The organism is Micrococcus sp. 63XJN7_8_ISO-PGPR-S23-253, from assembly GCF_056173425.1.
The window spans coordinates 1417045-1431366 of the sequence record NZ_CM149673.1 but is presented as its reverse complement, the minus strand read 5'-3'; the positions used below and the strand labels follow the sequence as shown (position 1 = coordinate 1431366).

Sequence of the window (14322 nt, the reverse complement as noted above, 5' to 3'; positions counted from 1 at the left end):
ACGCACGGCGGAACGGGTCCACCATGGACGTCATCGACGTTCAAGGGCCCTCCTGGCTCCGATTCACCGGCTCCGGGAGGCCCGTGCCCCTGTTCCGCTGGATCGCCCAGTGGCCCCTGCGGGACTCCAGCAACCAGGTCGCGCGGGTGATGCGTCAGGTCCTTGAGCGCGGTGCATATGACCTGATCCTCGCGTCCGGCCTGCGGGCGTGCGGGTTTGCAGGACGATACCTCGAAGCCGAGTTCGTCCCCCTGCTCTGGCGGGGCGACCTGGACTTCTCGGCGGTCCGCCGGCACTCGGAAGAGGATTTCGCAGCCGTCACGAGGGCCGTGGACCGTCTGTTCCTCGAGGACGAATGGGAGTTCGACAAGGCCCTGTCGAAGGGGTCGTGGAGCGCCCACCTCCGCCATCCACGTCGAGCCCTGCCGCCCGAGTTGTTGCCTCCGCTGGCCGAGGAATTCGAGACGCCGAGCGTCGTCGTCCTCCATCCCGAACACGTCGACGCCGATCGCCTCGCGGCGCAGATGGAGGCGCTCCAGACCGCGGTGGACACGGTGCCGGGCGCCTCGCTCCGCAGCCTCTCGGCCTCCGCCCTCTACCGCACCCGCGACCTCGTCGCAGGACGCGCGTTCGACGCGGTCGCGGCGACCCGGCTCGGCGGCGCCACGCACGTGGTCCTCGTGGGCTCGTCGCGCGACCACACGGCCGTCGGCGAACTCCTGGTCGGCACCGGCTTCGCGGAACGGCTGGTGGTGGAGGACACCATCGGCTCGGGCGCGTGGGCCGCGGGCCATCCGGGCGTGCGGACGGGGCGGGGGCTGCGCCTCGTCACGGAGCTCGCCGCGGCCCTGCGCGGGGGGCCCGAGCCTCACTCCGCCGTCGACACCGTCGACGCCGGCACCACCGACCTGCTCGCCGCCTACCGCGCGGCGATGACCGGTCGCGTGGACAGGACGTTCGAGGATCTCGCGGTGCTGCGGCACGACGGCCCGTTGGACGTGTTCTTCTCCACCTCGCCGCTGGAGGACCGCACCGACGGGGCCCGTCCCCAGCGGGTGCGCAACATGAACGACGCCCTCTCCGAGCCTGCCGCGGCGCTGCGGCTCTCCTCCGTCCCGGGCGTCTTCGACCGGCGGCTCCGGGTCCTGGACGAGGCGCTCGCCGCCGGCCGTCCCCTCGGACTCCTCTACGGCGAGAACTCGACGTCGCCGATCCCGGTCGTCCGGGTGACCGCCGCCCTCGCGGACGTCATGGCCCGCTTCTCGGCCGGCGGCGGCACGAGCGTCTGGTTCGTGCGTGACCTGCACTGGCTGGACGAGATCGACGGGTACCTCGAGGACGCCGACGCGCGGCGCGACGTCCAGGAGCGTGGGCTCGCCGAGTTCGACGCGATGGCGGCGGCCGCGGACCGGCTGGCGGCTCCGTCCGCGGAGTCCGGGGCGGGCTTCGACGCCCTGCTGGCCCGTCACGGCCGCGGGCCCGTGGACTGGCTGCCGCTGCCGCCTGCCGTGTCTCCGGCGAACACCGTCCCCGCCGACGCCCCGGCGATCGGCGAGGAGGACGTCACCCTGCTGTACGCCGGAGGCGTGGGCGGGATCTACGGCCTGGGCCAGTACCTCACCGCCGTCGGGACGCTCGACCCGCAGGTGCGACTCGACTTCGTGGTCCGCACGGGGGAGCGTTCCGTGCTGGAGGACATGCTGGCCGAGCACGGCCTGGCGGACCGGCCCGGGCTGCGGATCACCACGGTCCCGCTCGAGTGGTACGTCCCCGCGACGAGGACCGTGGTGGGCGTGGTGCTGCTGGGCGGCGAGTACGCCCGCTTCAGCTTCCCCTACAAGACCATGTCCCTGATCGAGCGCGGCTACCCCGTGCTCTGCTTCGCGGACATGGGGATCGCGGACTTCCTCGAGCGCAACCGCGTGGGGCTCGGCGTCGCGCGCTCCTCGGAGGCGATCCGCGCCGGCATCGTCGCGCTCGTGCGGGACGGGGCGCCCGGCATGGCCGAGGCCCAGCGCTCGCAGTCCTGGGCCGTCCGGGTGGCCACCGCCCGGGCATCGGCCGAGGACTGAGTCCCGGCCCCACCGGGGGCGCCCATCCGGGGACCCGGGAGGGGCCCGCCACGGATCACACCGCGGCGGGCTCGTCCCTCGTCTCCGCGGGGTTGAGCAGGGCCTGCAGGCGCACCAGCACGGCTTCGGGCGCGTGCAGCCGTGCGTGGTGCTCGCGCGCCCGCTCCCGCCGTTCCCGTGCGGCCGCCGACGTCTCCTCCAGCAGGCCCAGCACCGTGGCGAGGAGCGTGGCGTCGTCGGTCTCGGTCACCGGCGGGGCGCACTCGTCCGGCGCGGGAGTCACCGGCGGCCCGGCGACCACAGCGTTGCCCGCGGCCAGGGCCTGCAGGGCCGCGATCTCCAGTTCTCCCGTGTGCAGCGGGGCCACGACGACATCGCCGTGGAACGCGTCGGGTCGACGGCGGAACCGGGGACCCGACGGGGCCTCGACCGGGATCCCGCGTGCGGTGAGTTCCGCGACCAGCTCGTCCACGGCCGCCGACTCGGCCAAGGTGCGGTCCCCGGGCAGGATGAGCACGCTGCGGGGTGCGGACGCGCCGTCGTGACCGGGTCCCCGGTCCGTCGGCGTCGGGATCGGTGCGGGCAGCCACAGCACGCCCGGCGTCAGCAGCGCCTCCACGCGCCGGTGGGAGAGCACGGGGACTCCGGCGGCCAGGGCGGCCTGGAACGGGCGGCCCTGACGCCGGATGCGGCGGTCCAGCGCCGCCCGCGCGTCCGGGGCCAGCCCTCCCCAGGGGTGACCGGGGACGGCCGTCAGCCGCCGGTCGACGCCGGCGAGGTTCCGCTCGCCGGCCACGAGCGCGACCTGGCGTCCGCGAGCCCGGAGGGAGAGCAGTTCATGGACGGGGGACTGCTCGGCCCGGCCCCACAGCGGCCCCTCGCCCCCGCTGAGGACCGTGCCGTGGGCACGGTCGTCCGTGACCCAGTCCTGCAGGACGCCCCAGACCGCCTCGGGGCCGCCCACGGCGAGGCCGCGGCCCTCGGGGACCTCCCGTGGCGGCCGCAGCGTCACGGGGCCGGCGTCGGCGGGCCAGGCGTCCACGAGGGGCCGGACCGTGGGCGGGTCGCCCACGACCAGGAGCCCGCGGGGCTGGGGATCGCGCGCGGGGTCCGGGGCGATCTCCACGGGCGGCGGCGCGGCGGGCGTGGGCACGAGACGTCGCCAGAGGCCGTGCAGCGCCCGCTCGGCGGCCTCCCACCCGTGACGGGCGGTGATCTTCGGGGTGCGTGCGGCGGCGGTCAGCTCGGCTTGTCGCGCCAGGAGGTCGCGCACCGCCCGGGCGAGGTCCGCCGCGTCCCCGGGGGTGAACACGGTCCCCACCCCCTGCTCCCGGACGAACCGGGCCTGCTCGCGAAGGTCGGACACGATCAGCGGCAGACCCGCCAGCAGGCATTCACGCAGCTTGGTGGGGACGGCGCTCTCGTGGGCCGGGGTGGGGAGCAGAGGGCTCACGCCCGCGGTGGCGGAGGAGACGTACCACGTCACAGAGGCCGAGGGCACGTAGTCGACGATGTGCATCCGGTCGGCGACGTCGAGCTGGGCCGCCCGGTCGCGCAGGCCCTGCCGGGCGTCCGGGTCGGGGGAGCCCACATACGCGACGTGGACGCCGGGCAGCAGCGGCAGGGCGTCCACCAGCGTGCCCACGCCGCGGACCTCGGCCAGCTTGCCGACGTAGACGAGCAGGGGGACGTCGTCGGACAGGCCCAGCTCGGTGCGCAGGGGCAGGCGCTCGGCCGGGTCCATCGGGACCTGCGTGCCCCACGGCCCGTTGATCACCGTCACGGGGCGTTCCGGCAGGGCGTGGTACTCGCGCATCCGCTCGGCCAGTCCGTCCGTGACGGCGACGACGGCGTCGGCCTCGTGGATCAGCTCGGCTTCGGCCGCCTTCCACGCGATGCGCTGATCCACGGGCCCGGGCATCATCTGGCCGGGCAGCCACTCGTGGGCGTCGTAGACCCACGGGACCGGCGGCAGGCCGCGCGCGGCGCGGTAGCGGTCGTAGGCGGCCGCGGCGGGCAGGGGATGGCGGTCGTGCACGTGGATGATGTCGGGCGCGAGGTCGATCAGGGCACGCAGGAAGCCGTCCTCGTAGTCCGCGATCAGGGGCCAGACTTCGCGCCAGGCGCCGGTCCGTCCGGCGGCGAAGTTCTTCAGCGCGCGCTGGCCCCGCGTTGCTGCCGGGCCCCGGCGGCCCCGTGCCGGGCCGAGGCGGTCCAGGCGACGGGCGGCCCGGCCGAGTCGGCCGCGGGCCCCGTCGGGCAGGGCGTGGGGCGAGAGCCCGCGCACCACGGACTGGGGCAGGCCCGCCCCGGTCTCGTGGGCGAGGTCCCAGGCGGTCATCGCCGCGGCCTCCTCGGGGTCCAGCACGGCGGACCAGTCCGTCACGTCCGGCCGGGCGGTCCCGTGCAGGGTCTGCCACGCCAGGTGCCGCCGGAACGTCACGGGCACACGCAGGATGGGCACGGACCCGTACCGGCCGAGGTTGAACGTGGTGCGGTGGGAGACGCCCACCACGACGACCTCGTAGCCGGCGCGCACCGCAGAGACCGCGGCCTTCTCCACGCGCGAGTCTCCGATGACCTGGTTCCCCACCAGCATCGCCATCCGGGGTCGGCGGGGGGCGGGCGTGGTGACGGGCATGGGACTCCTTCTCGGCGAGGTCAGGTGGCGGCGCCTCCCAGGATCCGGCGGACCAGGGCAGGCACGACGTCCTCCTCAGCATAGGTGTGCGCCACGTCTCGCCGGGCCTGGGCCACGGCGGACCGCCAGGCCCGCGCGTCGGCCGTGGCACGGCGAAGGGTATCGGCCATGGCGGCCACGTCCGGGCTCAGCCACGCGGCGGGGTAGAGCAGGTCGGCGCCCGCCCACGCGAGCGCGGCCGGCAGACAGCCGTGCGCGGCGCCGTCGGGCAGCGTGAAGTGGAACGACTCGAAGTCCGAGACGGAGAGCGCGACGCCCACCCGGGCGTACCACGCGGGCATGTCCGGCCCGTGGGGGTCCCAGGCCACGGCTCCCGCGAGCATCGGGTCGGTCTCGATGCGGCGCAGCTGCGTCCGGTAGTAGGCCGCCGCGGCGGGGCGCTGCGCCATCCAGCCGACCTCCTCCGGGTGGTGGCCACGGATCCGGAGCGTGTGGCGGGGCTCGGCCCGGCGGAGCGCCGCCAGCAGGTCGAGGGCGCGGTGCAGCCCCTTCCGCTCGGGCAGCACGCCGACCAGGCCGAGCACGAAGCGCCGGTCGTCGTCGCCGTCCGGGAGCGTGGGCGGCACGGCCACGGCGTTCGGCACCACCGAGGTCCGCGCGGCCGGGAAGCGGGTGTCCCGCAGCACCTGGGCGCGCACGTGCTCGGCCACGAACACCCACGCGTCCAGGGCGTCCTGCCGCACCCGGGACGGGAACGCCGTGCCCGCCTCCTGCAGATGGAGCCTGCTGGTCAACCGCGTGGTGCGGTGCGGGGAGTCCAGGTGCCGGGAGTACCAGGCGAGATTGCCGAGGCTCCATTCGCAGTGCACCACGTCCGCCCACGCGGCCAGGGCGCGGCTGCGCTCGACGTCGTGGCGGGCGTGGCCGCGCCAGGCGTCCACGCGCACCTCGTGCCCGTCCGCCCGCAGCCGGTCCATCAGCGCGCCCGCGAACTTCAGGTCGTGGCCCGCGACGACGACGCGGCGCGGCTCCGCGGTCACCCGCACCCGGGGTGCCGATGCGGCGGGCGGGCCGGCGGCCTCGGCGGGCGTGAGCGAGTCCAGGCGCGCCGCCCGGCCGGCGGTGGCCAGGCGCTCCCACGTCTCGCCTGCCCGGTCCGGTCCGATCACGGCGCGGCCCGCGCGTGCGGCCACGCTGGCGGGCACGGGGTCCAGCCGGGTCCCCTCCGGGGCGAGGACAGCGTCGACGAGCCCCAGCGCGGCCAGGAACCGCGCCCGGCCGGCTGCCGTCGCCGGGTCCGGGCACACGACGAGGACCACCCCGGGGAGGCGGGCTTCGGCGGTGCGCAGGGCGGCGATCAGGGCCCCGCGGGAGGCAGGGTCAGTCACCAGCACCGTGTGCAGGCCGGGCGTGCCGGGGGGCGTCTCCAGGTCCGTGCAGCGCCGGGCGGCCAGCTCGGCGGCCGCCTCGACGGACCACCCGCCTGCCGCCGGCCCGGCCACCGGCAGGAGCAGGACAGCCGGCGCATCGGCCGGCCGGGGGCCGAGGGGGGAGAACGCGTCGAGGGAGGGGACGCGCCCACCCGTCAGGGCGCGGCGCAGCGCCGCCGCCGCCGGGAGCGGGAGCGCGGCCGCCGCGTCCGGCACGTGCACGTCCGCCGCACGCCAGGTGCGCTCCGGGAGGGTGGCCGCGCCCCGAGCGCCGCGCGCCGCACGGAGGGCCGAGGTGCCGGCGTCGCCGGCCGTGACGACCGCCCGCTCGCCCACGACGCGGGCCCGGCCCGCCCAGCGACGCAGCCGCGCCCCGGCCACGTTCACAGCGCGGTGATCCCGGTGGGCCGCTCGCCGCCGGTCCACGCGATGCGCTCCCGCACGAGCTCCGACCGCTTGCGCTCGAGGATCTCCTGGGCCTCCTCGGTGCGCCCCTGGGCCATGGCCCGGGCGTAGAGGTTGTAGCCGCGCGTCACCGCGCGAGGGCTGCCGTCCATCGTCAGGACGCCCCGCTCGATCCAGATCACGCGCTGGCACATCTCCTGGATGGTGCTGAGGGAGTGGCTGACCAGGAACACGCAGCCGGCCTGCTCGCGCAGCTCGTCGAGCCGCTGGCGCGTGCGCTCGCGGAACTGGGCGTCGCCCGTGTTGAGCGCCTCGTCGATCACGAGGATATCCGGGTCCACCGAGGTGGCGATCGCGAACTGCAGGCGCGCGGCCATGCCCGAGGAATACGCCTTGAGCGGCAGCTGGAGCGCGTGGTCGTCGAGGCCGGACAGGGCGACGACGGCGTCCCGCTTGGCCTCCGCCTCCGCGCGGGACATCCCCATCGCCAGACAGCCCAGACGGATGTTGTCCTCACCGGAGACCTGGCGGACGAGTGCGGCGTTGACGCCCAGCATCACGGGCGTGGAGGTCGCGTAGATGTGGCCGGTGGTCGGGCGCATCTGGCCCGTGATGAGCTTCATCAGGGTGGACTTGCCGGACCCGTTCGTGCCGATCACGCCCACGGACTCGCCGCGTCCCACCACGAAAGACAGCGGCTGCAGCGCCTGGACCTCCGTGGTGCGCACGCCCCGGGCGGCGCGGACCCGGCCCCGCAGGCCCCGGCGGGGCTGGACCGCTTCGGCCGAGAGGACGCGGTAGGTCATGGACGCCTCGTCGACGACGACGGAGGGGGTCAGCGGCTCCGCGCTCATCGTTCCTCCCCGTAGGTCTCCTCGGCACGCCAGAACACCACGGTCCCCACCAGGAGCAGGGCCGCCGCCCACGCTGCGAGGACGATCCACCGCATCGGGTCGGCGTCGGAGGCGTACAGCAGGGACTGACGCGCGATGTCCAGGACGCAGTACAGGGGGTTCAGATGCATGGCGGTCATCAGCGGCGGGATGTTCGCGAAGCGGTCGGCGCTGAAGAACACGGCGGAGATGTAGAGCCAGATCCGGGTGCCGAACGCGATGAGGTTGGACAGGTCGGACCAGCGGGCCACGTAGCGGGCCAGCAGGAGGGAGGCGCCGACGTTGAACAGCGTCTGCAGCGCCAGGAGGGGGATCAGCAGCAGCCAGCGCCACGTGATCTGCTCCATCGGCGGGATGGCGAGGACCAGCAGCAGCATCACCACCAGCGTCGGGCCGAAGAGCATCAGCTCTCGGATGTTCGTCGCGATCGGCAGGGTGGCCCGCGGGAAGCGGAAGGCGCGGACGATGGAGAGGTTGGTCGAGATCGACCGCGACCCCGCCGTGATCGCACTCGAGGTGTAGCGGAACAGGAACACGCCGATGATCAGGTAGCCGAGGAAGTTCGGCACGCCGCGGCCCGTGCCGAGCAGCAGCCCGAACACGAGGAAGTACGCCGCACCGTCGAGGATCGGGTTGAGGACCATCCAGACGCGGCCGAGCGCGTTGACGGAGTTCGCCCCGGCGATCCGGGAGCGGGAGTCGAACAGGATGAACGAGCGGTACTCCCAGAGGGAAGCCAGGTAGCGCGCCAGGCCCGGGCGGGCGCCCACTCGGCGCAGGCTGGCTCCGTCCACGGTCAGGACCGCGGTGCCGCTCGGGACGCGGGGGTCGCCGGTGTCTGACATGCCGTCGCGGCCTCTCTTCATGCAGGCGGGAAGGCGGGCCGGGGCGGCCCGCCGCGAGTCGTCACTCTAGCAACCGGCGGTGCGGCGGCGCCGTCAGTAGACTGGCGCCAGCTCGCGCCCGCGTCGAGCCTGATCGAGCCGCGGCCGCGGTCCGTCGTCCAGTCAAGAGGAGCAACTGTGCCCAAGGTCATGCCCATCTACGGAACCCGCCCGGAGGCCATCAAGGTGGCCCCCATCGTCAAGGCGCTGCAGGCTGACGAGCGGTTCGAGTGCGTGGTGACCGTCACGGGGCAGCACCGCGAGATGCTGGACCAGGTCAATGAGCTGTTCGGCATCGTCCCGGACCATGACCTGAACATCATCCAGCCCCGCCAGACCCTCAACGGCGTGTTCGCCCGCACCCTCGACGGGCTCGACGCCGTCCTCGAGCAGGAGCGGCCGGACGCCGTCGTCGTCCAGGGCGACACGACGACCTCGACGGCGGGCGCCGTCGCCGCCTTCAACCGCGGCATCCCCGTGGTGCACGCCGAGGCGGGCCTGCGCAGCTTCGACATCCTCTCCCCGTTCCCGGAGGAGGCCAACCGCAAGATCACCAGCCAGATCTCGGCGCTGCACCTGCCCCCGACCACCGTGAGCCGGGACAACCTGCTGCGTGAGGCCGTGGCCGCGGAGGACGTGTACGTCACGGGCAACACCGTGATCGACGCGCTGCTGGAGGCCGTCGGCCACCAGGTGCCGTTCGAGGACGAGCGTCTGGCCGAGCTGGAGGCGTCCGGCCGTCGCGTCGTCCTGGTGACCACCCACCGGCGCGAGAACCAGGGCGACGCGATGCGCGGCGTCGGGCGCGCCCTGGCCCGCCTGGCCGCGGACCACCCGGAGGTCACCTTCGTCCTGCCGGCGCATCGCAACCCGGTGGTGCGCGAGGCGATCCTGCCGGAGATCGAGGGCCGCGAGAACGTGCTCGTGACCGAGCCCCTGGCCTACGGCGAGTTCACCCACCTGCTGTCCGTGGCCACCGTCGTGCTGACGGACTCCGGCGGCGTCCAGGAGGAGGCCCCGTCCCTGGGCAAGCCCGTCCTCGTGATGCGCGAGAACACCGAGCGTCCCGAGGCCGTGACCGCCGGCACCGTGCGTCTGATCGGCACGGACGAGGAGGTCGTGGTCACCGAGGTCACCCGCCTGCTGACGGATGAGGCCGCGTACACCGCGATGTCCCAGGCGGTGAACCCCTACGGCGACGGCCGCGCGGCCGAGCGCACGGTCTCGGCGATCGCCGAGCTGCTCGGCGTGGGCGAGCGGCTGCCGGCCTTCGACGGCGCCTGAGCCGCACCGCACCTCGGACGGGGACACCCCGTCGAGGCCACGAGGCCGCCGTCCCCGCGGGGACGGCGGCCTCGTGCGTGCCCCGACTTCACCCGTCCTCGCGCGGGGTCACCCGGGCGTCCTCCGGGCGGACCAGCGGCAGGGACCCGGTGCGGGGACCGCCGGGCACGATCGGCACGTTGGTCTCCGGGGCGCGCCACCACGCGAGGGCACCGAGCAGGATGACGCCGGCGGTGAGCGCGAACGCCCACCCATAGCCGGCCGTGTCCACCACGAGGCCGGCCAGCAGCGGGCCGGAGATGGCGCCCAGGTCCGCGGACATCTGGGCGGTGGACATCACAGCGCCGGAGCGCCGCCCCTGGCCCACGACGTCGGCGATGGCCGCCTGCTGCGGGGCGTTGAGGGTGCCCGTGCCGGCGCCGGCCAGCAGGCACGCGAGCAAGAAGGACAGCGGTGAGGTCATCCAGCCGATCACCCCGGTGGTGACAGCCATGACGAGCAGGCCCGCCAGGATCAGCGGACGGCGTCCATGGCGGTCAGACAGCCGCGAGCTGAACGTCACAGCGGTGACGTTGCCGAGGGCGAACACGGACAGGGCCAGGCCCGCCATGAGCGCGCCGTCCACCTGCCAGCCCAGCAGCCCCGTGCCGGCGAACGCGGTGGCCGCGAACAGGGGCATCACCGAGTTGCGCACCCCGAACGTCGCCCAGCCGTTGGCGAAGAAGGAGACCAGCGCGGCCCGGTAGGACGGGTTGGACAGGGCCTCCCGGACCGGCATGGCGGGGCGGACGTCGCGGACGGCGCGGTCCGCGAGCCGGGTGTCCTTGAGCAGGAAGAACACGAGGGCCGCCGCCACCACCAGGGAGCTGCCGTAGATGAGGAACGGGGCCCGGTACCCGAACACGGACAGGGCGGAGCCCACGATCGGACCCACGATGTTGCCGATCAGGAACGCGGACGCGTAGGCGCCCGAGATCCGGCCGCGCATCGTGGGCGGGGACTTGCGGGCCAGGAACGCCATGGCGGACACGGTGAAGAGGGTGGAGCCGACGCCGCCGAGCGCCCGGAAGAGGAGCAGCTGCGGGAAGGTCTGCGCGAAGGCCACCAGGAACATGGACGCGGCCACGATCAGCACGCCCGTCATGTACACGGGCGTCTCGCCGAGCCGGTTCGTCAGCTTGCCGGAGACCGGGGCGAACAGGAGGCGGGTCAGCCCGAACACGGACACGACGGCGGCCACCCCGACGGCGGACGCGTCGAACGTCGCCGCGTACTGCGGCAGCAGCGGGGCGATGATGCCGAAGCCGATCGCGATGATGAACGCGGCGGCGACGAGGACCTTGATCTCACGGGGCAGGGGGACCCGCGTGGGGCGGGCGGACGACGACGGCATGACCGCCATCTTCGCACGGCGCCGGGCGTGCGGCCCGGGGCGACGTCCGCCACGCCTCGTGGGACACTGGTGAGATGGACCACCGGTCTTCCTCCGGCCGTCGTCGCCAGATATTCCGCGCCTGCGCTGGCGTGCTGGCCGCTGCTGTCGGGTTGGCGGGCTGTGCACCGCAACCTGCCGCGGCGCCCGGCGACGAGCCCGGAGATCCTCCCCAGACAGCTGGCCACCCCATGACCGCCGTCGAACGCGCAAGCCTCTATCCGTGTCGAGCCTATGGGCAGCTCCAGAGATTCAACACGGTGGAGACCAATGCGCGGGACGTCTACGGGTGGCGCCAGTTCGATCCCGTCGCGGTGGGTGACGGATCGGGTGACATCGACTGGGATAGAGATCCTTACCAGGACGAAGGCTGGCGTCTGTGGCTGTCTTCTCTCAAGTGGATCGGGCCCAGTATCGAAGCCGGGCGTGAAGGCGACGAGGAAGCCCTCGGTGTCGCTGAGCGCGTCATACGCGATTGGCGGGCTGACCACGAAGGCGGATGGGGCGGCGACCACGATGATGCGGAAGCCAACCATCATCGCATGGGCGTCCTCCTCTGCTTCCGGGAAGTGGTCGCCGACCGCGCAGCACGTTCTGCTGAACTCGCCGAGGACGGCAGTCTGCCGGAGGAGTATGCCTGGCTGGATGATCTGATCGGCCAGCACGCGGCGCAGAACATGGCGCGCTACTCACGGCGGCACAATCACGGGTCGATGGAGAACCTGGCGCTTCTGGGTGCCGGGTGCGTTCTGGGCCGACCGGACTGGATGGAGCATGCCATGGAGCGCGCCGAAGGTGATATCCCCTTCCAGGTGGACGACCAGGGCCTCAGTAATGAAGCAGCGCCGCATTACGCGCAGTTCAACTATGTTCTCTTCCAAGCCATTGATGAGACGGCAGCCGGCTGCGGGGTCGAATCCGGCGCTTTCGAGGATGCGGTGAGAAAAATGGGCCAAGCCCTTCCTCACATGGTTGATTCGACGGGCTCCTACTGGCAATACGGGGACAGTGCAGAGTTCCCTGTCAAACCATTCGACGGCATGAGCGATGAGTTGCGCTACGCGGCCACCAACGGGGCGGAGGGCGTCGCGTCTGCCGACCGTGTCCGTGCTTTTGACTCCGGTCCCGTATTCGGCCGGTCATCCTGGGGAACTCCCGACGACGGCTTCGCGGACGCCGCCGCATGGATGCTCCGCACGGGCACGGGGCGGGAGACGAAGTCCCACCGCGGTGATCTGATGCAGTTCCTGTACACGGCTCGCGGTCGCCAGATCGTCGAAGACGGGGGACATCCCGGCATCGTCGAGGACAGCTGGCGACCGTGGGGTCTGGGGCCGACTGCGCACAACGTGATCCACATTCCGACGCTCGACGAGTACCCGGGCGCGGGTCCCGCCGAGCGGGGTGATGTGTGGGTGTCGTCGGATGGCTCTGCCGACGGTGCGACGGCGCGCCAGAAGCTGGAAGTCGGCGGGGAGCGGGCCCGTTCTGTTCTCGTGCTCACCGACCCGGACGCCGCCGTCATCGTGGATCGCACCCGCATACTCGACGGCCGGACGGACCATGTGGTCGAGACGCTGTGGAATCTTCCGGCGGAGTTCTCGGCAGAGAGGGTCTCCGAGGACACCGTCCGGGCGGTGGACGCAGACTCCGGCGAATCGACGACCCTGGTGCAGGTGCGCCTGGACGGTGAGCCGGTGTCGCGTGGCGGTGTGCACCTGCGACGGGGTGAGACCGACGTCGAGGGCGGCCACGCCCACCACGGATGGCACTACCCCGCAGAGCAGGAGCGGGAGGAAGCGACGCAGGTCGCGTTCCGTTCGACCGGAGCCGAGTCCGCGATCGTGAGTGTGCTTGTCCCGGCCGCCGCGGGCGACGCCGTGAGGGTGGACAGTGAGAACGCCCCCGACGGCTCCGTCATCCTCACGATCCGGAGCGAGGATGGGCATGCCCGCGTCGCGGTGCAGCAGGACGGCACCCTCTCCCGCCTGACGTGAACCGTGCGGCCCGGGGCGGGCGACGGCCCGTGTGACAGACTGGGCCCGTGGAAATCGTGCTCATAGTCTCAGTCGTGGCCGCCCTGCTGCTGGGCGGCGTGCTCGTCGGCCTGCTGGACCGCCGCCCCGCCCCGCCGAAGGGCTCGTACCAGGGAGTGCGGGACGCGGACGACCCGCGCCCGAGCCCGCGGCACGCGGCCCCGTCGGGCTCCACCGCCGTCCTGGAACGCCCCGAGGTCGACGAGGCGCCGGCCGTCGTCGCCGAGCCGGAGCCCGCCGTCGTCGAGGAGGTGGAGACCGCCCCGGCGAAGCCCGAGTACGAGCGGCCCGAGGCCGCCGGCTCGCGCCTGGCCCGCCTGCGGGCTCGCCTACTCAAGTCCAACAACGTCTTCGGCAAGGGCCTGCTGGCGCTGCTGTCCCAGGACCGCATCGACGACGACGTGTGGGACGAGATCGAGGAGACGCTGCTGATGGCGGACCTCGGCACCGAGCCCACCCTGGAGCTCGTCGACCGTCTCAAGGCCCGCGTCACGGTCGAGGGCACGCGTGACCCCGAGCAGGTGCGCACCCTGCTGCGCGAGGAACTCGTGGCGATGGTGGACCCCTCGATGGATCGCCGTCTCGCCGCGACCCGCAGGGGCGACCGCCCCGCCGTGACCATGGTCGTGGGCGTCAACGGTGTCGGCAAGACCACCACCGTGGGCAAGCTCGCCCGTGTGCTCGTGGCGGAGGACCGCACCGTCATGCTCGGCGCCGCGGACACCTTCCGCGCCGCCGCCGCCGAGCAGCTCGCCACATGGGGTGCCCGCGTGGGCGTCGAGACCGTCCGCTCCGAGAAGGAGGGCGCCGACCCGGCGTCCGTCGCCTTCGAGGCCGTGGAGCACGGCATCGCCGAGGGCGTCGACGTCGTGCTGGTGGACACCGCGGGCCGCCTGCAGAACAAGGCCAACCTCATGGACGAGCTCGGCAAGATCAAGCGCGTCATCGAGAAGCAGGCCGAGGTGGACGAGGTCCTGCTCGTCCTCGACGCCACCACCGGCCAGAACGGCCTGACCCAGGCGAAGGTGTTCGCCGAGGTCGTGGACGTCACCGGCATCGTGCTGACCAAGCTGGACGGCACCGCCAAGGGCGGCATCGTGATCGCCATCCAGCGCCAGCTCGGCGTGCCCGTCAAGCTGATCGGCCTCGGCGAGGGCCCCGACGACCTCGCACCGTTCACCGCGGAGGGCTTCGTGGACGCGCTGCTGGTCGACTGACGTCCCGCACCCCGGTCCAGGGCCCCTC

The 14322-nt window shown here is 73.3% G+C and carries 9 protein-coding genes; 4 read left to right on the top strand and 5 right to left on the bottom strand.

Features of this window, described 5'->3' with window-relative positions:
- Nucleotides 1–23 precede the first annotated feature (23 nt).
- A complete protein-coding gene (locus AC0VX4_RS06605; protein ID WP_241179506.1) occupies nucleotides 24–2072 on the top strand; it encodes a hypothetical protein in 2049 nt (682 codons plus the stop codon).
- A gap of 55 nt (nucleotides 2073–2127) precedes the next feature.
- Here the strand turns inward: AC0VX4_RS06605 and AC0VX4_RS06600 are convergent, their stop codons facing one another.
- Genes AC0VX4_RS06600 through AC0VX4_RS06585 form a run of 4 tightly spaced genes read right to left on the bottom strand, consistent with a single transcriptional unit; the run spans nucleotide 2128 to nucleotide 8286 of the window.
- Nucleotides 2128–4713, bottom strand: a complete 2586-nt coding sequence (locus AC0VX4_RS06600) for a glycosyltransferase (protein ID WP_475464143.1) — start codon at nucleotides 4711–4713, stop codon at nucleotides 2128–2130.
- Between the two features lie 20 nt (nucleotides 4714–4733).
- Nucleotides 4734–6569 carry a glycosyltransferase family protein gene (locus AC0VX4_RS06595; RefSeq protein ID WP_475464142.1) on the bottom strand — a complete coding sequence of 612 codons (1836 nt, stop codon included), beginning with the start codon at nucleotides 6567–6569 and terminating at the stop codon, nucleotides 4734–4736.
- Entirely contained in the window at nucleotides 6527–7402 is an 876-nt protein-coding gene (locus AC0VX4_RS06590) for an ABC transporter ATP-binding protein (protein ID WP_002856367.1), read from the bottom strand. Before AC0VX4_RS06590 ends, AC0VX4_RS06595 begins: the two co-directional genes overlap by 43 nt.
- Nucleotides 7399–8286 (bottom strand): ABC transporter permease, encoded by an 888-nt coding sequence (locus tag AC0VX4_RS06585; RefSeq protein WP_002856362.1) that lies wholly within the window; start codon nucleotides 8284–8286, stop codon nucleotides 7399–7401. The genes AC0VX4_RS06590 and AC0VX4_RS06585 overlap by 4 nt, the downstream gene beginning before the upstream one ends.
- Nucleotides 8287–8463: 177 nt before the next feature.
- Between AC0VX4_RS06585 and wecB the strand changes: the two genes are divergently transcribed.
- A complete protein-coding gene (gene wecB, locus AC0VX4_RS06580; RefSeq protein WP_115165102.1) occupies nucleotides 8464–9609 on the top strand; it encodes a non-hydrolyzing UDP-N-acetylglucosamine 2-epimerase in 1146 nt (381 codons plus the stop codon).
- Nucleotides 9610–9697: 88 nt separating this feature from the next.
- On the opposite strand, the gene AC0VX4_RS06575 is transcribed toward wecB, so the two are convergent.
- A complete protein-coding gene (locus tag AC0VX4_RS06575; protein ID WP_431794165.1) occupies nucleotides 9698–11002 on the bottom strand; it encodes an MFS transporter in 1305 nt (434 codons plus the stop codon).
- Between the two features lie 230 nt (nucleotides 11003–11232).
- On the opposite strand from AC0VX4_RS06575, the gene AC0VX4_RS06570 reads away from it, so the two are divergent.
- Both AC0VX4_RS06570 and ftsY read left to right on the top strand, forming a co-directional pair.
- Nucleotides 11233–13038 (top strand): alginate lyase family protein, encoded by a 1806-nt coding sequence (locus AC0VX4_RS06570; RefSeq protein WP_475464141.1) that lies wholly within the window; start codon nucleotides 11233–11235, stop codon nucleotides 13036–13038.
- A gap of 47 nt (nucleotides 13039–13085) precedes the next feature.
- The gene (gene ftsY / locus AC0VX4_RS06565; protein WP_475464140.1) at nucleotides 13086–14294 is read left to right on the top strand and encodes a signal recognition particle-docking protein FtsY; all 1209 of its coding nucleotides are present in this window, start codon (nucleotides 13086–13088) and stop codon (nucleotides 14292–14294) included.
- Nucleotides 14295–14322 lie beyond the last annotated feature (28 nt).